Here is a 20518-nt window from a genome sequence, read left to right on the forward strand (position 1 = left end):
GTGCGTCGCCGCGGGCGATCGCGTCAGTCGAACATCGCCACAGACGGCCGCGTCAGTCGAACTTCTCCAGCAGTCGCCCGTAGAAGCTCGTCTCGTTCTCGCCGGCCAGTTTCTCCACGATGAGCTCCGGTGTCGACCGCGCGAGGTGGTCCTTCACGGGCGAGCGGTTGACGACGAGTTCGCCGTCCTCCAGCCCGACCGCCTCGATGCCGTCGACCGCGACCGACACGTCCGCCGCCTCTCGGATGCCGCCGGCGAGGTGCGAGACGAACACCGCGGCCGCGCCCTGTTCGGCGAGTTCTTCGAGGATGCCGGCGATGATTTTGGCCGACGCGCCGGGTTCGGTGATGCTCTCCAGTTCGTCCACGAGGACGAGTCGGTCGGCCGCGCCGTCGGTGAGCGCGGCGAAGTCGCGGAGCGTGCTCTCGAACGCGCCGGCGTCGAGCGTTCCCTGCGACTTGGCGTAGTAGTGGAGTTCGGAAAACCGCGAGAGCCGGACCGACTCGGCGGGGACGGGAAGCCCCATGTGCGCGAGGACGACGACGAGCCCCACGAGGTCGAGCGTCGAGGTCTTGCCCCCGCTGTTGACGCCCGACAGGAGCGTGACGCCCGACACCTCGTAGTCCACCGGGTCGACGTCCGCGAAGCCCACGTCGAGGAGGGGCGAGCGGCCGGCCTCGATGGCGAACGACCCGGCTCCGTCGTTTCCGGCCGCGCCGGTGAACTCGGGGAAGACGCAGTCGAAGTCGCGGGCGAACCGCGAGACGGCGAGGCGCACGTCGAGTTCGAGCGCGTCGCGGACCAGCGTCTCGACGGGGTCGCGCAGGTCGCCGAGGTCGGCGGCGAGACCGGCTTTCAACTTCGCGGCGCGGCGGTCGCGGGCGGCCTTCAGTTCGGTTCGGAGGCGGCCGACGGCGTCCTCGTCGTGGCCGAGCGGGAACGACGGGTCCTCGGGGAAGACGCGCTCCGTGAGGTCGGCCTCGCCGGGGCGGAGCGACAGCGACTCGACGAGGTGGTCGCGGGCGGCCGAAAGAGCCTCGTCGAACTCGTCTTCGAGTTCGCGCGACAGCAGGGAGTCGACGCGCGCGCCCTGCTCGACGAGCGACAGGAAGTCGGTCCCCTCGATGGTCACGTCGCGCTCTCGAATCACGTCGCGGAGGCGGTCGTTGGCGACCGACTCGGCGGTCGAGACGGCGGTGTCGAGGTCGTCCACCGCGTTCGAGAGGCGTTCGAGTTCGTCGTCGCCGAGGACGGTCCCGTCGTCGGCCAGCCGAGAGAGGGCGTCGCGGAGGGCGGCGAGGTCACACGGCGGGTCGAGTTCGGTCGCTTCGTGGACCGCGGCGGCCGCTTCCAAGGCCTCGCGGTTCGCGGCGAAGAAGGCGAGCAGTCGCTCGGGGACGACCTCGTCGGTCCGCTCGGCGGCGTCGGGGAGGACGCGCACGTCGCCCTCGACGTCGATGCCGGCGAACGACTCGTCCAGCACGACCACCGTCGAGTACGACCGCGCGAGTTCGGCGATGTCGCGGCCGTTCTCGACGACCTCGATGGAGAGTTCGGGGAACGCCTCCTTGGCGGCGGCGTAGCGCTCCGCGTCGGCGGTGGCGAGACAGCGCTCGCGGACGCGACGCGGCTTCGGGTCCGCGAGAGGTTCGACGCCAGCCAGCGCCGCGAGCACGTCGGGGTCGGGGTCGAGGTCGGTCGCGGCGGCGGCGAACGCCCGGACCTCCTCGATGCGCGAGGCCGACCCGGTCGGAAACAGCGTCTCCAGTCGCTTCTCGGCGTACGTCGTGACCGTCCGCGCCTGCAGGAGGCCGAGCGCGTCGCGGTATATCTCCGAGGCGCGGTCGGTGGCGAGGAAGCCGCCGGGGTCGTCGTGGTCGCGGCGAATCGCCCCGCGGGCGATGGCCGCCGCCCTGCCCTCAGAGAGCCCCGGCGCCCGCGCGAGCGCCGCCACGTCGCCGTCGGTGAGCGCTCGCTCGGCGTCGTCGAGTTCCGCGAGCGCGGCGGCGGTCTTCTCGCCGACGCCCGGGATGGTCTCGAAGTCCATTCGGGCGGACCTATCGCGGCATAGGACAAAAAGTCGCGGGGTGGTGACCGCGGGACGACGCGCGGGTCGCGCCCGCCGAGAGAGCGCCTGTCGCGGCCGGTTCGCCGGCGCGTCCGGCCTTCGCGGTCGTTCGCGCCGGGGGCGAGGGGCTTTTGCCCGTCGGCCGGGAAGGAAGGCCATGAGCGAGCGAGACGTCGCGGCGAAGGCCGACGAAGTACGCGAGGCGCTCGCGGAGCGCGAGAGCGTCCTCATCGCCTTTTCGGGCGGCGTGGACTCCAGCGTGGTCGCCGCACTCGCCCACGAGGCGCTCGGCGACGACGCGGTCGCCTGCACCGCGAAAAGCGAGACCCTGCCGGACGCCGAGTTGGACGACGCGAGGCGCGTCGCCGAGGAAATCGGCATCGAACACCTGACCGTCGAGTTCTCCGAGTTGGACAACCCCGACTTCGTCGCCAACGACGACGACCGGTGTTACCACTGCCGGACGATGCGCCTCGGCCGGATGTACGAGGCCGCCCGCGACCGCGGCATCGAGGCCGTCTGCGACGGGACGAACGCCTCGGACCCCGGCGAGGGCCACCGCCCCGGCCTCCGCGCCGTCGAGGAGTTAGAGGTGCTGTCGCCGCTTTTAGCCCACGACATCACGAAAGAGGAGGTCCGCGCCATCGCCGACGACTACGGCCTGTCGGTCGCCGACAAGCCCTCGATGGCCTGTCTCTCCTCGCGGATTCCGACCGGGCTCGAAGTCACCGAGGAACGGCTCTCGCGGGTCGAACGCGCCGAGACGATTCTCCGGACGTGGGGCTTCGAGCAGTTCCGCGTCCGCGACCACGACGGCCTCGCCCGCATCGAGGTCGCGCCGGAGGAACTCGACCGCGCCCTCGACGCCGACTTCGTCCGCGCCGCCCGCGACCACCTGAAGGACGCCGGCTTCGACCACGTCACGCTCGACCTCCACGGCTACCGGACCGGGAGCGTCAGCCCCGCGGCCGAGGCGGATACGGACGCCGACGCGGGCGACGACGACCTCCTCGTGGACGACGTGTTCGCGCAGGACTACCCGATGCGGGAGTAAGGAAACGCGAGGAAACGCGAGCGCCGCGACCGCACCGAGAATCGCCCAATCGCCCGCAGAACGGCCTACGTCGTCAGGAATCGCGTCTCGTTCTCGGCGACGACGTGGACGGACGGCTCGTCGCCGTCGTTTCTCAGTTCGACTTCGAGCTCGCAGATGCCGCCGTTGTCGAGCGGTTGCGACAGCATCGCCTCGACGACGTCGAGTCCCTTCACCTCGCCGAGCGACAGCCGAATCGGCGCGCCGTGGCTGACGACGAGCACCGTCTCGTCGGTGGCGAGCGAGTCGGCGAGCCCCTCGCGGGCGTTGAGGACGCGGCGGCGGACCTCGACGAGGCTCTCGCCGCTCGGGGGGCGCTCGCGGGCGGCGGGCGCGCCGACCGCCGCGAGGGAGTACTGCGGGTACCGGTCCGTGAGCTCGTCGAATTCGAGCCCCTGAAGCGACCCCACGTCGCGCTCGCGCCACGCGGAGTCGAGGACGGGTTCGACGCCGAGTTCGCGGGCGACGGGGCGGGCGGTCTCTTGGGCGCGTTCGATGTCAGAGGAGACGAGGCGGTCGACCTCGTAGGTGTCCGCGACGTGGTGCGCGAGGGCGTCGGCCTGCGCGCGGCCGCGCTCGGTGAGCGACACGGGGGCCCACCCCTGTATGCGCCCGGCGCGGTTCCACGTCGTCTCGCCGTGTCTGGCGAGAAGGAGGGTTGCCATACGTCCGTCTCTCTCCCCACCGGCAATGAACGTTCCGCGCGAGATTCACGGTCTCGGCGCGCCAACTGTTGGGTATGGCACACGAACTCGAAACGAGCATCGAGATAGACGCCCCGCCCGAACGGGTGTGGGAGACGCTCGTCGACTTCGACCGCTACCCCGAGTGGAACCCGTTCATGCGAATCGCCGGGCGGCCGAACGAGGGCGCGACGCTCACCGTCCACCTGCGGCCGCCGGGCGGCCGCGAGTCGGAGTTCGAACCCGACGTGACCCACTGCGAGAAGCACCGCGAACTGCGCTGGCTCGGCCACCTCGTCTTCCCGGGGCTGTTCGACGGCGAACACCGGTTCCGCCTCGAACCGCTCGACGGCGGCGAGCGCGCCCGATTCGAGCAGTCCGAGACGTTCTCGGGCGTCCTCGCCGGACTCCTGTTGCGGTTCGTCGGCGAGCGGACCCGGGCGGGGTTCGTCGCCATGAACGAGGGACTGAAGACGCGCGTCGAGGGCATGGTCGCGGCCGAGAAGCGGGAGGCGACGGAGTCGACGGACGCGGCGTGAAAACGGCTCAGACGCGTGACGGACGCCAGTGTGTCGCTTAGTTCCCGGTCCAGCGCAAGGCCGCGAGCGTCCCCTCGAACAGGACGATCATCGTCGCGCCGATGATGATGGGAGCCATCCCGGTCGGGTCGGGGCTGACGAGGAACGCGAGGCCGAGGAACGCGCCCCAGAACAGCAGGCGGCGGTCTTCGAGCCACCGCCGGGTGACGAGGTTCATCATGATGGCCAGTTCCACGAACAGCGGAATCTGGAAGACGACCGCCATGTAGCCCATCAGAATGAGGATGAGGTTGAACGTCTCTTTGAGACCGAACGCGACGACCGCGGTCCCCTCGGTGTAGGAGGTGAAGTACGCGAAGATGGCCGGGAGCACCACGAAGTGCGCGAAGAGGACGCCGACGAGCGCGAGGATGAGGCTCGTCGGGACGGCCGCGAGGTAGTATCTGCGCTCTTTCGGATAGAGCCCGGGGCGCATGAACAGGTACGTCTCGTAGACGAACACGGGGAGGCCGATGACGGTCCCGGCGAGGCCGGCGACCTTCAGTTTGGTGAGGATGAGTTCGAGCGGGCCGTAGAGTCGCGGCCGGCGGTCGACGATGGTCTCCGCGCCGGGGATGTGGGAGTTCCAGAGGAAGTTGATGACGTCGGTCGCGCTCGGGATGTGGACGCCGAAGGCGGCCTGCGTGTCCACGAGCGCGTTGAGGATGTCCGCGCCGGGGAACAGCACGAGCGTAATCGCACCGGCGACGCCGAGGACGACCGCCAACCGGCGAATCATCTCCTCGATGTGCGCGGTCAGGGGCATCTCCTGGTCGCTTTCGGGGGCCTCGCCGACGAGCCCGCCGACGTCCTCGTCGTCGAAGTCGTCGTCGAAGTCGTCGGCGGCGGGCGCGGGCGACGGGGCCACGCCGCTCACCTCGTCCTCGCCCGAGAGAGCGGGGGTCGCGCCGTCGGCCGCCGCGTTCGGTCCGGCTCCGGCGTCGGCCGACTCCTCGCGCGAATCGTCGTACGTCCCCTCGGGGACGTGCGAGGTGTGTTCGTCGTCGGCGAGGAGGCGGGGCTCGTCGGCGTCGCCGGAAGCGCCGTCGTCGGCGTCGCCGGTCTCATCAGTACCGCCGGAAGCGCCGTCGTCGGCGTCGCCGGTCTCATCAGTATCGCCGGAAGCACCGTCGTCGGCGTCGCCGGTCTCATCAGTACCGCCGGAAGCGCCGTCGTCGGCGTCGCCGGTCTCATCAGTATCGCCGGAAGCGCCGTCGTCGTCCGTCTCGTCGGGAGCGTCGTCCGTCTCGCCGTCGTCAAACCCGTCGGTGACGGCCTCGTCTCGCGGGGTGACTCGACCGTAAACCGGACCGTCGGACGACGAAGGCCCATCGTCGCCAGACTCGTCGGACGAGCGCTGGTCGGCGTCGCCCGAGGCGTCCGTCTCGTCGTCGGCCGCAGAGAGCCCTGTGTCGCGCTCCTCGTCCGCCATTCAGGTGTCCTACGCTTCCGGCCAGTTATAGGTCTTTTCGCATCGCGCCGAGGAGGCGCGTCGAGGGGGTCGAAATCACGCCCGCGGTGAAAAAGATTGATAACCGCCAGACTGCTTTCGCCACGTACGTATGTCCAGCGCCCTCGACGAGGACACCCAACAGACCATCGCGGCAGGCCGCGAGACCGCCGGTGCGATGCTCCGAGCGGCGCAAAAGGACCTCCAGAAGGTCTTTATCGTCTTCCTCGTCGGGTTCCTCGGCACGTTCTACGCGCTCCGACTCTACGTCTGGGGGTTCTTCCGGGGCGTGACCAAGGCGCAGATGGACGCCAGCGTCTCCGGGAACGTCAGCATCATCGCCCAGACGCCGTTCGACGTGATTCTCTTGCAGGCGAAAATCGGCCTCGTCGTGGGGGTTCTCTTCGCGGTCCCGCCGTTCATCTACGTCTCGCGGGACGCGCTGAAAGCCCGGGGCGCGTGGCCCAAATCGCCCGTCGCGCCGTGGAAACTCGCGCTCATCGGGCTGACGATGGTCGTGCTGTTCGCCGCGGGCGTCGCCTACGGCTACTTCGTCTTCTTCCCGTTCACCTTCGCGTTCCTCGCGCAGAACGCGCTGTCGGCCGGCTTCACGCCGAGTTACTCCATCGTGAAGTGGGCGCAGTTCATCTTCCTGCTCACGCTCTCGTTCGGCCTCGCGAGCCAGCTCCCGCTCGCGATGACCGGCCTCTCGTACGCCGAAATCGTCCCCTACGAACTGTTCCGCGACAAGTGGCGGCACGCCGTCGTCGGTATCTTCGCCTTCGGCGCGCTGTTCACCCCGCCGGACCCGTTCACCCAGATCATGTGGGCGGTCCCCGTCATCTCGCTGTACGCGTTCAGCCTCTATCTCGCCCGCGTGGTCGTCACGGCCAAACGCGGGAGCGAGAAGATGGACGTCAAATCGACGGCGGCGCACCACTGGAACCACCTCGCGGGCGTCGGCGTCGTCGGCGGCCTCCTCGTCTACGCCTTCTACGAGTACGGCGGCGTGGAACTCGTCAACGACGGCCTCGCCGCGGTCGGAAGCGACTACGTGTTCCTCGACCCCGGCTCGCAACTCGCGTTGGGCGCGTTCGTCGCCGGCGGCGGCGTCGTCGGCCTCGCGTTCGGGCTCGCCTATCTCGTCTACCGCGACATCGAGCGGATCGAACGCACCGAAGTCGGCGTCGGCGATCCCTCGAAGCTCGACCTCTCGGCGCTCGACGTCGCCGGCGTCCGCGCCGCGCCGCCGGAGGTCTTCGCCGACCGCGACGAAGACGAGATTATGAGCCTCGCGTCCGCCGCCATCGACGACGGCGACAAGGCCAAAGCGCAGGCGCTCATCGACCGGTTCGACGAGGCCGAAGCGGACCGCGAGGCCGAGGCGGCCGACGCCGAAGACGAGCCGGGCGAACTCGAAGACCGGACGACTCGCGCGGGCGGCGCGTTCTTCGCCGAACTGACCGAAGGCGAGACCGACGAGGACGACATCGGCGGCTACTACACCGACATCGCGTTCATCGTCGACTCGCTCACCTCGCGGGCGTTCTGGGTCGTCGGCTGGTTCATGCTCGTCCTCGCGGTGACGTTCGGCTGGCTCTACACGGGCGGAATCCGGGACGTCTACGAGGACTTCCTCGGGCGGCTCCCCGCCGTCGTGACGCCGGAAGAAGTGCTCAACGTCGTCGCACTCCACCCGATGGAGGCGCTCATCTTCGAGGTGAAGTTCTCGACGATTCTGGCCGTGCTGGCGACGCTTCCGCTCCTCGCGTACTTCGCGTGGCCCGCGCTCCGCGAGCGCAACATCATCCGCCGGCGCCGCCGGACCGTCTTCCTGTGGACCGGCGCGCTCGCCGGCGGTCTCCTCGGTGGCTTCGCGCTCGGCTACAGCTACGTCGCGCCGACGGTCATCACGTTCCTCGTCGAGGACGCGCTCGCGGCGAACATGATAATCTCCTACCGCATCACCAACTTCTTCTGGCTCATCTTCTTCACCACCGCGGGTATCGGCCTTCTCGCCGACGTGCCCATCCTGATGGTGCTTCTCAACACCGCCGGCGTCAGCTACCGGATGATGCGGAAGCGCTGGCGCGAGGTCACGGTGTTCATCCTCGCCATCTCGGCGGTGTTCACCCCAGCGAGCATCACGACGATGTTCATGGTGACGCTCCCGCTGATGGCCGCCTACGGCGTCGGCCTCGGCGTCCTGTTCGTGCTGACCGTCGGCGGCCGGCGCGACCTCTCGCCCGCCCGCGGCGCGGCGGAGTGAGCGCGGGCCGACCGCGACCGACTCGTCAATTCGCCAACCCGAAGACGCGCCGAACACCGCCGTTACGGCCGTTGAAAAGGCGTTAAGTATTCTCACGAGAATCGCGGAGTATGGCCAAGATAAGCGTCGAGATACCCGACGAACTGCTCGCTGACCTAGACGAGCACGTCGGCGACGACGGGAAGTTCGTGAACCGGAGCGATGCGGTTCGGGCGTCCATCCGGAAGACGCTCGACATCCTCGACGAAATCGACGACCGACACAACCGCCTCGTCGAAGATGAGTGAGGGGCGGTCAGCCGTCGGACAGGTCGCCCTCGTCGGGCTGTTCGTCACCGCGCTGACGACGGCGCAGTTGACGGCGTCGAAACTGCTCTCGATTCCCCTGCCGTCGGCGGTGGGCGAACTCCCGTTCGTCGGCGCGGCCATCCTCATGCCGGGGGCGGCGCTGGCGTACGCGCTCACCTTCTTCGCGTCCGACTGCTACTCCGAACTGTACGGCCGCCGGGCGGCGCAGGTCATGGTGAACGTCGGCTTCGCCATGAACTTCGTCCTCCTCGGCCTCGTCTGGAGCACCATCGCCGCGCCCGCCGCGAACCCCGAGTTCGCCGCGCAGTTCGCCACGGTGCTCTCGTCGGGGACGAACATCGTCGCCGGGAGCCTGCTCGCGTACCTCGTGAGTCAGAACTGGGACGTCATCGTCTTCCACGGCATCCGCGAGCTGACCGACGGCTCGTACCTCTGGCTCCGCAACATCGTCTCGACGGCGACGAGTCAGGCCATCGACACGGTCATCTTCGTCGGCGTCGGGTTCTACGTCGCGCCGACGGTCCTCGGCATCGGAGACGTGCTCCCGTGGAACGTCCTCATCGGCCTCGCCGTGGGCCAGTACCTCCTGAAGCTCCTCATCGCGGTCGTGGACACCCCGTTCGTCTACGGGACCGTCGCGCTCCTCCGCGGCGACGACGAGTCCTCGACCGACGGCTGGGTCGCGGACTGAGACGCGCCCGGGGCGACGGACGGCTTATCTCTTTTGGTAGCATACCACACGACGTATGGCCGACGAGCACCGCCACAGGCTCACCGAGCGGGACGGGATGGAGATGGGGGTTCGCTGTCCGAACTGCGGGACCTACACGTCGTTCGGGGACATCCTCGCCACCGGAGCCTGCCGCGGCGGGTGGAAGGGGTGTCGAACGGGACTTCGGCTCGACCTCGTGGTGTACGACTGAAAACGACGGGCGAGACCGACGAGACGCCGAGTCGCGGAACCGGACGAACAGCGTTCTCAGGCGGTCCCGTCGGCGTCCGGCGACTCGTTCACTCGTTCAGATAGAGGTACGCCGCCGCGACGCTGAAGACGGCCTCGCCGCTCTTGGAGAGAATCGCCATCTCGCTGACTCGCCCGCTCATGACGACCCACGCCGCGATTTGGGCGAGCGCGAACGCGATGGCGACGAGGTAGAACTCGCGCCGCCAGAACTTGCTCAGGTAGACGGCGATGCCCGCGAGGAACCCGACGCCGGCGAGGACGAACAGAATCGCCTGCGTCTGGTTGAACTGCATCAACACCGGCGCGAGCGAGAGGTGGGCGTACACGGACGCCAACGCCCCGAGGATGGCGACGTACGGAACGATGCCTGACGGGAGGCCGGTGAACAGCGGTCGCGGGTCGGTGGTCGTCGTATCTGCTGACATGGGTGACTCACGAGCAGAGTCGTGTCAAGCGGGGATAATGCTTGCCCGAAGTTAGACACAAATTGCGGAGGAGACGAGGTCGGCGACGCGGCGGCCCGCGGGCGCGAGACGCGCCGGACTCGACGCGGGGGACCGGCGTGCGGAACCGACGCGCTCAGTCTTCGTCGTCTATTGGTTCGGCGAAGGCGAACCGCGGTTTCACGTCGGTGACACGGACCGTCGGCGTGTCGCCCGCCTCCGTGCCGGAGACGAACAGCGTGAAGTCCTCGACTTTGGCGATGCCGTCGCCCTCGCTTCCGACGTCGACGATTTCCACGTCGAGTTCGTCGCCCTTCCGGACCGGGGCGGTGAGGAAGTGCTTGCCGACGAGGTACTGCTCGGAGGAGCTGTCGCGGGAGGCGTCGGGGCGCATCGACCGGACGTACTGGAACTCCCGTTCCATGTCGGCGCGGAGGTCCGCCACGTCCGGGCCGTCGAACACCTTCACGGCGAAGTCGCCGCCGGTCGCCAACAGCTCCTGTGCGACCTCGAACGCCTGCCGGGCGAGGTAGACGGAGCGGGCGTGGTCCAGCGAGTACTCGCCGGTCATGTTCGGCGCCATGTCGGAGACGACGGCGTCGGCCCCGCGCTCGCCGATGACGGCCGTCAGTTCCTCTTTCGTCTCGTCTTCGGTCATGTCGCCGCGAATCGTCTGGACGTTGTCGCGGTCGATACCGCGGATTCGCTGGAGGTCGACGCCGACGACCTTGCCGTGGTCGCCGACCTTCTCGGAGGCGACCTGTAACCACCCGCCGGGGGCGGCACCGAGGTCGACGACGGTGTTACCGGGACCGAACAGGCCCGCGTCCCCGTCGAGTTGCTTCAGTTTGTAGGCCGAGCGGGCGCGGTAGCCCTCCTGTTTGGCCTTGTTGTAGTAGTGGTCTTTTCGTGCCATGGTTACCTCGCTGAACTGCCCGAGATGTTCCGCGCGGGAACGGCCGGCGAATTCGCGTTCATATCGGGTGTGACGTGGTCAGCCCGGAAAGGCACATCGGATACCACCCGGAGGCGCGTCGGCGCCGACTGAGGCGCGACACCGTCGAAGTCAGCCCGCAGACGACTCCGTCTGCGGGCCGCGGAACGCCGACAGCGCGTCCGCGTCGCCGCCGGCGCGGGAGAGAATCGTCACGATGTCGTCCGGCTTGATGACCGTGTCCCCGTGCGGCGTGAGTTCCCGGTCGCCCCGCTCGATGGCGATGACGAGCGTCTCCTCGTCGAGAATCCCCCGCTCGGAGGCGTCTTCGAGCGTGAGGTCGGCAATCGGCGCGTCGGATTGCACGGAGACCTCGACGACGCTCGCGTCGCCGGTGAGGCTGATGAAGTCGTTGGCTTCGGGCGCGTGGCCGCCGTCCTCGGGGTCGAACGGTCCGTAGGGGGCGAACAGTTCCTCTTCGAGGAGGTCTTCGTCTTCGATGTGGATGCCGATGTCGGTGAGCAGTCGCGCGACGCGTCGGAGGTCGCCGGTGCTCTCGCCGACCGCGAGGACGTGGAGGTTGCGGCGGCCGGTCATCAGCGTCCGGACGTTGATGACGCCCGGAATCGCCCGCGCCTCGTGCGCGAGCGCCTCTCTTTCGGTCACGGGAACGTCGCAGAGATAGAGGTTCGTGAGCTTCCCGCCGGCGCGCTCGAAATCGACCTGCGCGGTGGTGCCGCGGATGATTCCGGAGTCTTCGAGCTTGTGGATGCGGTTCCGGATGGTGGCTCCGGAGACACCGGCCTCCGCGGCGAGCGTGCTGGCGGACGTGTTACGCGCATCGTTCATCAGGGCGTAGAGGATGCGTCGGTCGATCTCGTCGAGGCGGTGGTCGGTGTTTCGATATGGCATCGGTGGCTGTGTCGAGTTTCGGTTTGCGAAGTTAGCTACCCCGCGTTTTCTTATAAGGCTTGTCTGGACGACGCTCGTCTTGCGAGACGGAACCGCTCGAACGAGGGGCCGCGAGGGGAGGTCAGCCCCGTACCAGTCCGTGAGGGACCGCGAAGACGAGCCAGTCCGGACGCGTGCGACCTCTCCCCCACCCGCCCACAATTTCGTTCTTAGAAATTATACTCGTTTCTATTTTCGAATCCGTAGTAGAAGGGCAGAGCTTATATCGTTACACAACCGGGTAGCGTCTATGAACGAGACGAACGTCACCGAGACGGCCGACAACGCGGCGCTCCGACCCGAACAGCGGGTCCCGAAGCGACGGACCGAGGGTGCCAGCACGGAGGCCAACGGATGAGCGACGAGGAGCTCGCGAAAGACCTCGGCCTCCTGTCGGCGCTGACCATCGGCATCGGGACGATGATCGGCGCGGGCATCTTCGTCCTGCCCGGCGTCGCGGCCAGCACCGCCGGCCCGGTCGTCGTCGCCTCGTTCGTCGTCGGGGGCCTCATCGCGCTGGTGAACGCGCTTTCGGTCTCCGAACTCGGCACCGCGATGCCGAAAGCCGGCGGGGGCTACTACTACGTCAACCGCGCGCTCGGGCCGCTTTTCGGCTCTATCGCCGGCCTCGGCGACTGGATGGGGCTGGCGTTCGCCTCCGCGTTCTACAGCATCGGCTTCGGCCAGTACCTCGCGACGCTCCTGCCGATGCCGGCGTTCCTCTTTCTCAACGAGGTGCAGGTCGGCGCGCTCGTCGCCGGTGCCGTCTTCGTGGGCGTCAACTACATCGGTGCCAAGGAGACCGGCGGCGTGCAGACGGTCATCGTCACGGTCCTGTTGGCGATTCTGGCCCTGTTCGCGGTTCAGGGCTGGCTGTCGTTCGACTTCGCGACGCTCGTCGGCGACGGCGGTCTCGCGCCGTTCGGCTACGGTGCCATCCTGCCGGGCACGGCGCTCGTGTTCGTCTCGTTCCTCGGATACGCGAAGATTGCGACCGTCGCCGAGGAGCTGAAGAACCCCGGTCGGAACCTCCCGCTTGCGGTCATCGGGAGCGTCGCCATCGTCACCGTCCTCTACGCGATTCTCGTGAGCATCATGCTCGGCGTGGTGCCGTGGCCGGACCTGAGCCAGAGCGCGCCGCTGACGCAGGCGACGCAGGCCGCGTTCCCCGGCGGACTGGCCGGCCTCGCCGTCACTATCGTGACGCTGGGCGCGCTTCTCGCGACCGCCTCCAGCGCGAACGCGTCGATTCTGGCGTCGGCTCGAATCAACTTCGCGATGGGACGGGACCGAATCGTCACCAACTGGCTCAACGAGATTCACCCGAACTACGCGACGCCCTACCGTTCGATTCTCGTCACGGGTGCCGTCATCGTCCTCTTCATCGCGGCGCTCGGCCGCGACATCGAGGTGCTGGCGAAAGCCGCGAGCGTGCTCCACCTCGTCGTCTACGCGCTCATGAACGCGGCGCTCATCGTCTTCCGGGAGACGGACCCCGAGTACGACCCGGCGTTCACCGTGCCGCTGTACCCGTTTACGCCGATAGTCGGCATGGCGCTCTCGCTCGGACTGCTGGCGTTCGTCGGCGGGGAGGAGCTCCTGCTTTCGGGGCTGTTCGTCGTCGGTGCCGTGGTCTGGTACTTCGTGTACGCACGGAACAACGCCGACAGGCAGGGCCTGCTCGGTCGGCACATCCTCTCTCGGGGCGACGAGCTACCGAACTCGGTCGTCGACGCCGCGGCGACGGTCGCGCCGAACGGGTCGGGTCGCATCGACGACGCGCCCGCGACGACGACGATGGTCGCGGTTTCGAACCCCCGAACCGAGCGGGCGCTCGTGACGCTCGCGGCCGCGCTCGCCAAGTTCGACGGCGGGCGGGTCCTCGCCACCCACGTCATTCAGGTCCCGGACCAGACCTCGCTGGCGGCCGCCGCCGACCAGCGCGACCGCATCTCGAAGACGTCCGAACAGCTCATGGCCGACGCGCGAGCCGACGTCGAACAGTTGGACGTGCCGGTCGACACGCGGACGATTCTCTCCCACGAGGGACTCGCAGAGGTGTTCGACGTGGCGCGTCAACACGGCGTCGACAGGCTGGTCATGGGCCACAGCGGCGCGAAACTCGCCGGCGGGCGGGTCGAGGGCGCGCTCGACGAACTCACCCACGACCTCCCGTGTGACGTGCTCGTCCTCGACGGAGGGGAGTTCGACCCGAGCGAGGTGCTCCTCCCGACGGCGGGCGGGCACTCGTCTGACCTCTCCGCGGAGGTCGCACGGGCGTTGCAAGCGACGACCGACGCGCGCATCTCGGTGCTACACGTCGCCGACGAGGTCGCCGCCGGTCGGGAGTTCCTCGAACAGTGGGTCGCGGAACACGACCTAGAAGGAGTGGAGCAACTGGTCGAGACGGGCGACGTGGAGACCGTCATCGGCGAGGCGGCGGCGGACAAGTCGCTCGTCCTCGTCGGCGCGACGGAGTCCGGCCTGCTGTCCCGACTCGTCGGCGGGTCGCTGGCGCTGTCCGTGCTCAACGACCTCGAGACGACCGTGTTGCTGGCCGAGCGCCCGCGGCGGCGGTCGCTCCGAGAGCGACTGTTCGGCTGACGGCTGGGTCGGGCGTCAGGCGTCGAGACCGGCCGGCCCCCGACTCAGTCGTCGCCGACGAGTTCGTCGAACAGCGCCGAGACGCGCCCCTCGATGTCGTCGCGAATCGCCCGAACCGCATCGAGGTCCTGTCCGTCCGGGTCGTCGAGGTCCCAGTCGCGGGCGTCGCCGCGCCACGTCATGGGACAGATTCCCTCGGCCGAACAGCCCATCGTGACGACGATATCCACGCCCATAATCTCGTCTTGGTCGATTGCGCGGGGCGTCTCGTCGGCGAGGGCGAACCCCTCCTCGCCCATGACCGCGACGACCTCGTCGTGGACGTGGTCGGCGGGGTCGGTGCCGCCGGTGACGACCTCGATGCGGTCGCCGACGCCGCGCTCGTCGCGCTCCCGGCGGGCGAAGGCCGTCGCAATCTGGCTCCGGCCGGCGTTCTGGACGCAGACGAAGGCGACGCGGGTCGCGGTCGCGTCGGCGTCGGGGTCTACATCGACATCGGCGGCGTCGGTCATCGCTCGGCACCTCGTCGGCGGGCGGCTGGCTTCGTCTCGTCGTGCGCCATAACCGGAAGTTGCACAATCAGCTATTTGAGTGCTTTGGAGCCTGTGTCCGCTGAAATCAGGAGATTAGCTTAATATCCAATCTGTGACAACAACACGCATGGGGAGCCAAGGGGAACGGTGGGGAGCCGAGGGGAACGGTGGTGTGCTCGCGGGAGCGCGCACGCGGGAGAGCGTGCGAACATCATATTGCGGTGAGTCCAAATCAGGAGTATTTTTAAGACCGCTGTCGTACGACGGCACATATGTTCAAGGCCATCGTGAGCGCCGCGACGCTCCGGGACGCGCTCGACTCCGTGAGCGTCCTCGTCGACGAGTGTAAGATTCGACTCAACGAGGAGAGTCTCTCCATCCGCGCCGTCGACCCCGCGAACGTCGGCATGGTGGACCTCACGCTCGACGCGGCGGCGTTCGAATCCTACGAAGCCGACGGCGGCGTCATCGGCGTCAACCTCTCGCGCCTCGAAGAGGTCGCCGGTATGGCGGGCTCGGGCGACCTCATCCACCTCACGCTCGACGAGGAGACGCGCAAGCTCAACATCCGCATCGACGGGCTGTCGTACACGCTCGCGCTCATCGACCCCGACTCGATTCGCCAGGAACCCGACATCCCGGACCTCGACCTCGCCGCGAACATCGTCCTCGAAGGGACGCACCTCGACCGCGGTATCAAGGCGGCCGACATGGTCTCGGACCACATCCGCCTCCGCGTCGACGGCGCCGAAGAGACGTTCCACATCGAGGCCGAGGGCGACACCGACGACGTGGACCTGTCGCTCCCCCCGGCGGACCTCATCAGCATCGAAGCGGGCGCGGCCGACTCGCTGTTCTCGCTCGACTACTTGAAGGACATGAACAAGGCGATTCCGACCGACGCCGAGGTCACCGTCGAACTCGGCGAGGAGTTCCCGGTCAAGCTTCACTACCAGATCGCAGAGGGGATGGGAACCATCACGTACATGCTCGCCCCGCGCATCCAGAGCGACTGAGCGGACGTTTCGGCGGCCGCGGCGGCCGCGTCGTTTTCGGACCATCCGAGCCGTCCCACTCGTTTCTCTCGATTCGCACCCGCCAGCGACCGCGTCGGCGCGGGCGTGGGCGGCGGGCGGCGCGAACCGAATCTCAGGAGGGTTCAGTCCGCGGACCTCGCGCCACGGACACGAGGACGTAGACCACGGGCACGATGAGCACGGCCCCGACGACGAACGGCGACCAGTACGCGAAGACGTACAGCGCCGCCATCGACGGCGGACCGAGCGTCCGGCCGAGGCTCCCCGCGCCCTGCGTGACGCCGAAGGCGTTGCCCTGCTGGTCCGCCGACGCCGACGTGGACACGAGCGTCGAAAGCGAGACGTTCAACATCCCGTTGCCGAACGACAGGAGCGCCCCGACGAGGAGGAGCGCCACGAGTTCGCGGGTGAGCCACGGCGGGCCGCCGACCGCGGGGAGAAACGCCCCGATGTCGGGCGAAAACGGGAGCAACGCGAGCGAGGCCAGGAGGCCGACCGCGCCGACGACCGCCAGTTTCTCCTCCGAGTACCGCCGGGCGAGGCGGCCGACGACGACCCCCTGATTCAGCGTGCCGAGCAGGCCGATGTAGGTCAGAAACAGCGCCGTCTCGGTCTCGCCGTAGCCGTACACGTCGGCCGCGAAGGGGATGAACATGACCTGAATCCCCGAGAAGGCGACCGAGACGACGAAAAACGAGACGACGAGTCCCCGGAGGTCGTCGTCGGCGAGGGCGGCGCGGAACTGCGAGACGAGCGTCGTCGCGGGCGTGCCGGCGGGCGCGCGGGTCCGCTCGGGTTCGCGCAGGAAGACGAACGCGAAACCGAGGCTCACGAGGCTCAGCGCCGCCGCGGTGAAGCTCGGTAGCGAAAAGCGCGTCGCGGGCACGAACGGCGGAAACAGGTCGCGGGCGAGCGCGACCACCGGGTCGGAGGCCATCAGGCCGCCGATGGCCGGGCCGAAGATGAACCCGAGGCTGAACGACGCGCCGACGAGGCCGAGCGCGCCGGCCCGCCGCGCCGGCGGCGTGATGTCGGCGATGTACGCCTGCGCCGTGGCGATGTTGCCGCCCATCGCGCCCGCGAGCATCCGCGAGGCGAAAAGCGTCGCCACCGCGAGCGCCGTCCCGAAAAGCAGGTCGATTTCGCCGGCGACGCCGAAGACGGTCCACGCGAGGACGCTCCCGACGAGCGAGAGCATGATGACCGGCCGGCGGCCCCGCCGGTCGGAGATGCGACCGAGGACGGGCGCGAAGAGGAACTGCATGAGCGAGTACGACGCCGCCAGAAATCCGATGTACACGTCGCTGACGCCGAAGCTCCGGACGTAGAACGGCAGGATGGGGATGACGACCCCGAACCCGAGGAGGTCGATGAAGACGACGGCGATGACGACCGCGAGGGCGCGTCGCGTCCCCCGCGACTCCTCGGGGAACTCGGCGTCGGAAGACACGGCGGACTCGGGGGCACTCACGACACCACAGACGCGCGAGAAGCGCCTAACAGTTACGCCGAGGTAGGGGAAAAGTCGGGATAGATAGCCGGGGCGACGCTCAAGAGCGGTAGCGGTCGATGACGCGCTTGGCCGAGACGGCCTTTTCCTTCCAGCCGTAGCCCGCGTCGTAGACGTGGCGCTTCTTCTCGACGAGTTCGGCGGGCGTCGCCTCCTCGAAGCCGCCGCGGTCCCACGTACCGGTGTCGCGGAGCCAGTTGACGACGTTCTCGCGCGTCTCGGGCCACGACAGCCCGACCATCTCGTACCACGCAATCATGGCGAAGACGGCGTTGTCGTGACAGCCGGGGACGCTCCCGTACTGGTGGAGCGTCCGCATCGGCTCCCGGGTCGGCTCCGAGACCTCCTCTCTGAACTCCTCGGCGGTGCGCAGTCGGAGGACGCCCGAGTTCGCGTCCGATATCCGCTCGTCGCGCTTGAGCCGTCGGAGCGCGGCCTGCTGGAGCGGACCCCACTCGCCCGGCGCCTCGCGGCGGAGCGTCTCCTCGTCGCACGGGCCGCCAGCGAGGACGGAGACGATGTCGACGTAGGCGCGCTCGACTTCGACCCACGGCGTCCCCTCGAAGCGGCAGTCGGCGTCGTGGAGACTGGTCGTGGCGCGGCAGTCCGGACACGGGTAGTCGAAGTGCGGCACGTGAGAGCCTGAGGAAGTGGTCGGTAATAGGTTGTGTGATGCGCGTCGCCGCCGGCGGGGTCTGTGACGGGGTCACGCGGCCCGTGCGCCACCGCCGAATCCGTCGCGTTTATCGGTGGGCACCCGGAACGTGGCGGTATGCGGATGCGCCCGCTCCACGCCCGATACCCGTTTTTCGCCGCGGCCAGAGAGGCGGTCGAATCGGCCGACGTCGCCATCGCGACGCTCGTCGCCGAGGACGCCCCGGCCGTCGAGCGCGGCGTCGAGCGCGTCGAACGCGCCCTCATGGAGGGCACCGTCGAACCCGACCCCGACGAGGCTTACGGGCGGGACACCCAGACGGAACTGCTTTCGTACCCCATCTCGCGCATCATCGTCTCGCTCGTCGAGACGCCCGCGGCGGTGGACAAGTACGCCCGCGCCGAGGCCGACACGGCCTACGAGCGCATGCTCGCCGACTTCGACGCCGGCGACGACGACGTCCACGGCGACGCCCGCGCGAGCCTCGACGACTTCCTCCGCGAGTTCGACCTCGACGGCGCGGTGCGGGCCGAATCGACCCGGAGCCGCAACAGCCGCCGCGCGCCCGACCACTACTGGGTCGACGTGGGACCGTACCTCACCTACTCCGACACCGACTGGGGCGCTGACTGGCGGCTCGTCAACCGCTCGCTGGCCGGCGGCGCGGTCCGCGTCACCCGCGAGGAGCTCTCGGAACTGCTCCGCGAGGCGGTCCGCCGCCGGGTCGCAGAGGGGCTTCCCTTCGCCGTCCGCGGGAGCGACGCCGGCGACCGCCTCGCCGACGCGCTCAAGCCCCACGTCGAGCGCCTGCGGAACCTGCTTTCGGACCGCGGCGCGGTCAACGTCGTCTACGTCGACTCGGTCGACCCCGACCACTTCCCGCCCTGCGTCGAGGCGCTGTTAGCGCGGGCGCAGGACGGCGAAGACCTCCCGAACGAGGCGGCGTTCGCGCTCGCGGCGTTCCTCGTCGGCGTCGGCCTCGAACCCGAGGCGGTCAGGGGCGTCGTCGGCGACGCGAACGCCGAGGAGCTCGAAAAGCGGGCGACCGTCCTCGCGGACTCAAGCGGGTCGCAGTACGCGCCGCCGACCTGCGAGACGATGCAGTCGTACGACCTCTGTGTGAACCGCGACGACCGGTGTGACACCATCAAGCACCCGATGAAGTACTTCGAGACGGCGACGACCGACGCGGACGCGGCCGCCGCGGACGAAGCCGCCGACTAACGAGGGCACGAAGAGCGTTTCTGCGAGCCGTCTGCGGGCCGTCAGCCGACCGCCGAGCGCCGCCGCTACGCGTCGAGCGCCCCGCGACGGCGAACACGTCACCGAAACCGACCGGCCGAGTTAGGAAGAACGCGACAGCCAAACGCCGATACCAGCCATCACGAGGACGAACGCCGTGATAGCGCCGACGAGTGCGAACCCGCCGGTGGAGGCGAGTCCACTCTGGTTGTAGGTCGCACCGATGCCGACGATGAGGGCGATAAACACCCCGACCGCGACGATGGAGACGGCAATCTTCCGCCGCATCTCCGCTTCGATAGCCATGCGACGACGTATCCGCGGCCGTTCTAAAAGGTCTTCGATGGGCGGATGCCCGACGAGAGCCACTCACGCGGCCGATTTTCCACGCGAAACGAGGGTTTAGGTCGTTCGAGAACCTACTTGCAGGTGACGGAAACCGACCTCGAACAGCCGCTGGTAAGGTCGGACTCCCGCACCACCATGACGCACATCGCACACACACCCGCGTCGACTCGCCGCCCGGTGCGCCGCAAGACCACGCTCCCGTCCGACGGACTGGCCGGGCGCGCCCGCCGCGCCCGCGTCGAGCCGATGGCCGTCCGGCCGCTCCGCGACGGTCGCTACGTCGTCGAAACCGACGGCGGCACCTACGTCGTCGACGTGGAGGCGCGCACCTGCACCTGCCCCGACAACGCCATCCGACACGCCCGCTGTAAGCACCTCCGCCGGGTCGCCATCGAGATCACCCGCGGCGAGGTCCCGCCGCCCGGCCGCCGGAGCGCCACCTGCGCCGTCTGCGGCGACGAGACGTTCGTCCCGATGGACGCGACGGGGCCACAGCTCTGTCCCGACCACGAACACCGCGCCGGCGACCTCGTCCACGACCGCGAGAGCGGGAGCCTCCTCGTCGTCACGCGGGCGCTCGGCACCCGCGCCGACGAGACGCCGACCGAGACGGGACGCCTCGTCTCGGCGTACGAGAGCAACCGCGACTACGGCGACCACGAACCGACCTTCGAGGCGGTCTACCTCGATTCGCTCCCGGTGGACGCCGGCCTCGCCGACCTCGACGAACTGCACGCCTACCGGTTCCCCGCCTCGCGGCTCAGCCGCGTCGAACGCGGCTTCGTCGGCGCGCGCACGCTCGGCGAGCGACTCGCTCGGGCGTGAGCGAGCGCGGAAAATCGCGCCGC

General features: G+C 68.8%; 20 protein-coding genes. 10 read left to right on the forward strand and 10 right to left on the reverse strand.

What is annotated here, in order from left to right; translation table 11 throughout:
* Positions 1-52: 52 nt before the first annotated feature.
* Positions 53-2047: a MutS-related protein gene (locus C441_RS13300; protein ID WP_007275536.1), complete on the reverse strand. Its 1995-nt coding sequence runs from the start codon at positions 2045-2047 to the stop codon at positions 53-55.
* A 178-nt stretch (positions 2048-2225) separates the two neighbouring features.
* Between C441_RS13300 and larE the strand changes: the two genes are divergently transcribed.
* Positions 2226-3122 (forward strand): ATP-dependent sacrificial sulfur transferase LarE, encoded by an 897-nt coding sequence (larE, locus tag C441_RS13305; RefSeq protein WP_007275537.1) that lies wholly within the window; start codon positions 2226-2228, stop codon positions 3120-3122.
* Between the two features lie 65 nt (positions 3123-3187).
* Here the strand turns inward: larE and C441_RS13310 are convergent, their stop codons facing one another.
* Positions 3188-3826, reverse strand: coding sequence for a histidine phosphatase family protein (locus tag C441_RS13310; protein ID WP_007275538.1), 639 nt, complete (start codon positions 3824-3826; stop codon positions 3188-3190).
* 74 nt (positions 3827-3900) lie between these two features.
* Here C441_RS13310 and C441_RS13315 point away from each other — a divergent pair, with 74 nt between their 5' ends.
* Positions 3901-4383 carry an SRPBCC domain-containing protein gene (locus C441_RS13315; RefSeq protein ID WP_007275539.1) on the forward strand — a complete coding sequence of 161 codons (483 nt, stop codon included), beginning with the start codon at positions 3901-3903 and terminating at the stop codon, positions 4381-4383.
* Positions 4384-4420: 37 nt separating this feature from the next.
* Here C441_RS13315 and C441_RS13320 read toward each other — a convergent pair whose 3' ends face one another.
* Positions 4421-5854, reverse strand: a complete 1434-nt coding sequence (locus tag C441_RS13320; protein ID WP_007275540.1) for a twin-arginine translocase subunit TatC — start codon at positions 5852-5854, stop codon at positions 4421-4423.
* 130 nt (positions 5855-5984) lie between these two features.
* Here C441_RS13320 and C441_RS13325 point away from each other — a divergent pair, with 130 nt between their 5' ends.
* The 4 genes from C441_RS13325 (at position 5985) to C441_RS19990 (ending at position 9372) form a co-directional block, all read left to right on the forward strand.
* On the forward strand, positions 5985-8141 hold the full coding sequence (locus C441_RS13325; protein ID WP_007275541.1) for a twin-arginine translocase subunit TatC: 2157 nt from the start codon (positions 5985-5987) through the stop codon (positions 8139-8141).
* 110 nt (positions 8142-8251) lie between these two features.
* Positions 8252-8428, forward strand: a complete 177-nt coding sequence (locus tag C441_RS13330) for a ribbon-helix-helix domain-containing protein (RefSeq protein WP_007275542.1) — start codon at positions 8252-8254, stop codon at positions 8426-8428.
* Complete coding sequence (locus C441_RS13335; protein WP_007275543.1) at positions 8421-9140, forward strand: queuosine precursor transporter; 720 nt, start codon at positions 8421-8423, stop codon at positions 9138-9140. The genes C441_RS13330 and C441_RS13335 overlap by 8 nt, the downstream gene beginning before the upstream one ends.
* A gap of 55 nt (positions 9141-9195) precedes the next feature.
* Positions 9196-9372, forward strand: a complete 177-nt coding sequence (locus C441_RS19990; RefSeq protein WP_004968931.1) for a hypothetical protein — start codon at positions 9196-9198, stop codon at positions 9370-9372.
* Positions 9373-9460: 88 nt separating this feature from the next.
* On the opposite strand, the gene C441_RS13340 is transcribed toward C441_RS19990, so the two are convergent.
* The 3 genes from C441_RS13340 to C441_RS13350 all read right to left on the reverse strand — a co-directional run bounded on the left by C441_RS13340 (position 9461) and on the right by C441_RS13350 (position 11702).
* Complete coding sequence (locus C441_RS13340; RefSeq protein ID WP_007275544.1) at positions 9461-9838, reverse strand: DUF7475 family protein; 378 nt, start codon at positions 9836-9838, stop codon at positions 9461-9463.
* 154 nt (positions 9839-9992) lie between these two features.
* Positions 9993-10772, reverse strand: a complete 780-nt coding sequence (locus tag C441_RS13345) for a 23S rRNA (uridine(2552)-2'-O)-methyltransferase (RefSeq protein ID WP_007275545.1) — start codon at positions 10770-10772, stop codon at positions 9993-9995.
* 150 nt (positions 10773-10922) lie between these two features.
* Positions 10923-11702, reverse strand: a complete 780-nt coding sequence (locus C441_RS13350; protein ID WP_007275546.1) for an Lrp/AsnC family transcriptional regulator — start codon at positions 11700-11702, stop codon at positions 10923-10925.
* Positions 11703-12095: 393 nt separating this feature from the next.
* Here C441_RS13350 and C441_RS13355 point away from each other — a divergent pair, with 393 nt between their 5' ends.
* Entirely contained in the window at positions 12096-14345 is a 2250-nt protein-coding gene (locus tag C441_RS13355) for an amino acid permease (RefSeq protein WP_007275547.1), read from the forward strand.
* 44 nt (positions 14346-14389) lie between these two features.
* Here C441_RS13355 and C441_RS13360 read toward each other — a convergent pair whose 3' ends face one another.
* On the reverse strand, positions 14390-14857 hold the full coding sequence (locus C441_RS13360; RefSeq protein WP_007275548.1) for an arsenate-mycothiol transferase ArsC: 468 nt from the start codon (positions 14855-14857) through the stop codon (positions 14390-14392).
* Positions 14858-15150: 293 nt separating this feature from the next.
* Here C441_RS13360 and C441_RS13365 point away from each other — a divergent pair, with 293 nt between their 5' ends.
* Positions 15151-15894, forward strand: coding sequence for a DNA polymerase sliding clamp (locus tag C441_RS13365; protein WP_004065599.1), 744 nt, complete (start codon positions 15151-15153; stop codon positions 15892-15894).
* A gap of 133 nt (positions 15895-16027) precedes the next feature.
* Here the strand turns inward: C441_RS13365 and C441_RS13370 are convergent, their stop codons facing one another.
* Together C441_RS13370 and C441_RS13375 are read right to left on the reverse strand one after the other, a co-directional pair.
* Complete coding sequence (locus C441_RS13370; RefSeq protein ID WP_007275549.1) at positions 16028-17386, reverse strand: MFS transporter; 1359 nt, start codon at positions 17384-17386, stop codon at positions 16028-16030.
* A gap of 79 nt (positions 17387-17465) precedes the next feature.
* Positions 17466-18059, reverse strand: a complete 594-nt coding sequence (locus tag C441_RS13375) for a DUF7474 family protein (protein ID WP_007275550.1) — start codon at positions 18057-18059, stop codon at positions 17466-17468.
* A 144-nt stretch (positions 18060-18203) separates the two neighbouring features.
* Here C441_RS13375 and C441_RS13380 point away from each other — a divergent pair, with 144 nt between their 5' ends.
* Entirely contained in the window at positions 18204-19304 is a 1101-nt protein-coding gene (locus tag C441_RS13380) for a DNA primase eukaryotic-type large subunit (protein ID WP_007275551.1), read from the forward strand.
* A 120-nt stretch (positions 19305-19424) separates the two neighbouring features.
* Here C441_RS13380 and C441_RS13385 read toward each other — a convergent pair whose 3' ends face one another.
* Positions 19425-19628, reverse strand: a complete 204-nt coding sequence (locus C441_RS13385; protein WP_004968920.1) for a DUF7472 family protein — start codon at positions 19626-19628, stop codon at positions 19425-19427.
* A gap of 219 nt (positions 19629-19847) precedes the next feature.
* On the opposite strand from C441_RS13385, the gene C441_RS13390 reads away from it, so the two are divergent.
* Positions 19848-20495, forward strand: a complete 648-nt coding sequence (locus C441_RS13390; RefSeq protein WP_007275552.1) for an SWIM zinc finger family protein — start codon at positions 19848-19850, stop codon at positions 20493-20495.
* The last annotated feature ends 23 nt before the right edge of the window (positions 20496-20518 follow it).

This window comes from Haloferax sulfurifontis ATCC BAA-897, assembly GCF_000337835.1.
Taxonomy (GTDB): Archaea; Halobacteriota; Halobacteria; order Halobacteriales; family Haloferacaceae; genus Haloferax; species Haloferax denitrificans.

What these genes read in the sequence shown, in the direction of transcription:
- C441_RS13325 (WP_007275541.1), top strand. Translation starts at nt 5,985, where the DNA reads ATGTCCAGCGCCCTCGACGAGGACACCCAACAGACCATCGCGGCAGGC.
- C441_RS13360 (WP_007275548.1), bottom strand. Translation starts at nt 14,857, where the DNA reads ATGACCGACGCCGCCGATGTCGATGTAGACCCCGACGCCGACGCGACC.
- C441_RS13345 (WP_007275545.1), bottom strand. Translation starts at nt 10,772, where the DNA reads ATGGCACGAAAAGACCACTACTACAACAAGGCCAAACAGGAGGGCTAC.
- C441_RS13320 (WP_007275540.1), bottom strand. Translation starts at nt 5,854, where the DNA reads ATGGCGGACGAGGAGCGCGACACAGGGCTCTCTGCGGCCGACGACGAG.
- C441_RS19990 (WP_004968931.1), top strand. Translation starts at nt 9,196, where the DNA reads ATGGCCGACGAGCACCGCCACAGGCTCACCGAGCGGGACGGGATGGAG.
- C441_RS13350 (WP_007275546.1), bottom strand. Translation starts at nt 11,702, where the DNA reads ATGCCATATCGAAACACCGACCACCGCCTCGACGAGATCGACCGACGC.
- C441_RS13385 (WP_004968920.1), bottom strand. Translation starts at nt 19,628, where the DNA reads ATGGCTATCGAAGCGGAGATGCGGCGGAAGATTGCCGTCTCCATCGTC.
- C441_RS13330 (WP_007275542.1), top strand. Translation starts at nt 8,252, where the DNA reads ATGGCCAAGATAAGCGTCGAGATACCCGACGAACTGCTCGCTGACCTA.
- larE (WP_007275537.1), top strand. Translation starts at nt 2,226, where the DNA reads ATGAGCGAGCGAGACGTCGCGGCGAAGGCCGACGAAGTACGCGAGGCG.
- C441_RS13355 (WP_007275547.1), top strand. Translation starts at nt 12,096, where the DNA reads ATGAGCGACGAGGAGCTCGCGAAAGACCTCGGCCTCCTGTCGGCGCTG.
- C441_RS13300 (WP_007275536.1), bottom strand. Translation starts at nt 2,047, where the DNA reads ATGGACTTCGAGACCATCCCGGGCGTCGGCGAGAAGACCGCCGCCGCG.
- C441_RS13310 (WP_007275538.1), bottom strand. Translation starts at nt 3,826, where the DNA reads ATGGCAACCCTCCTTCTCGCCAGACACGGCGAGACGACGTGGAACCGC.
- C441_RS13380 (WP_007275551.1), top strand. Translation starts at nt 18,204, where the DNA reads ATGCGCCCGCTCCACGCCCGATACCCGTTTTTCGCCGCGGCCAGAGAG.
- C441_RS13365 (WP_004065599.1), top strand. Translation starts at nt 15,151, where the DNA reads ATGTTCAAGGCCATCGTGAGCGCCGCGACGCTCCGGGACGCGCTCGAC.
- C441_RS13340 (WP_007275544.1), bottom strand. Translation starts at nt 9,838, where the DNA reads ATGTCAGCAGATACGACGACCACCGACCCGCGACCGCTGTTCACCGGC.
- C441_RS13315 (WP_007275539.1), top strand. Translation starts at nt 3,901, where the DNA reads ATGGCACACGAACTCGAAACGAGCATCGAGATAGACGCCCCGCCCGAA.
- C441_RS13335 (WP_007275543.1), top strand. Translation starts at nt 8,421, where the DNA reads ATGAGTGAGGGGCGGTCAGCCGTCGGACAGGTCGCCCTCGTCGGGCTG.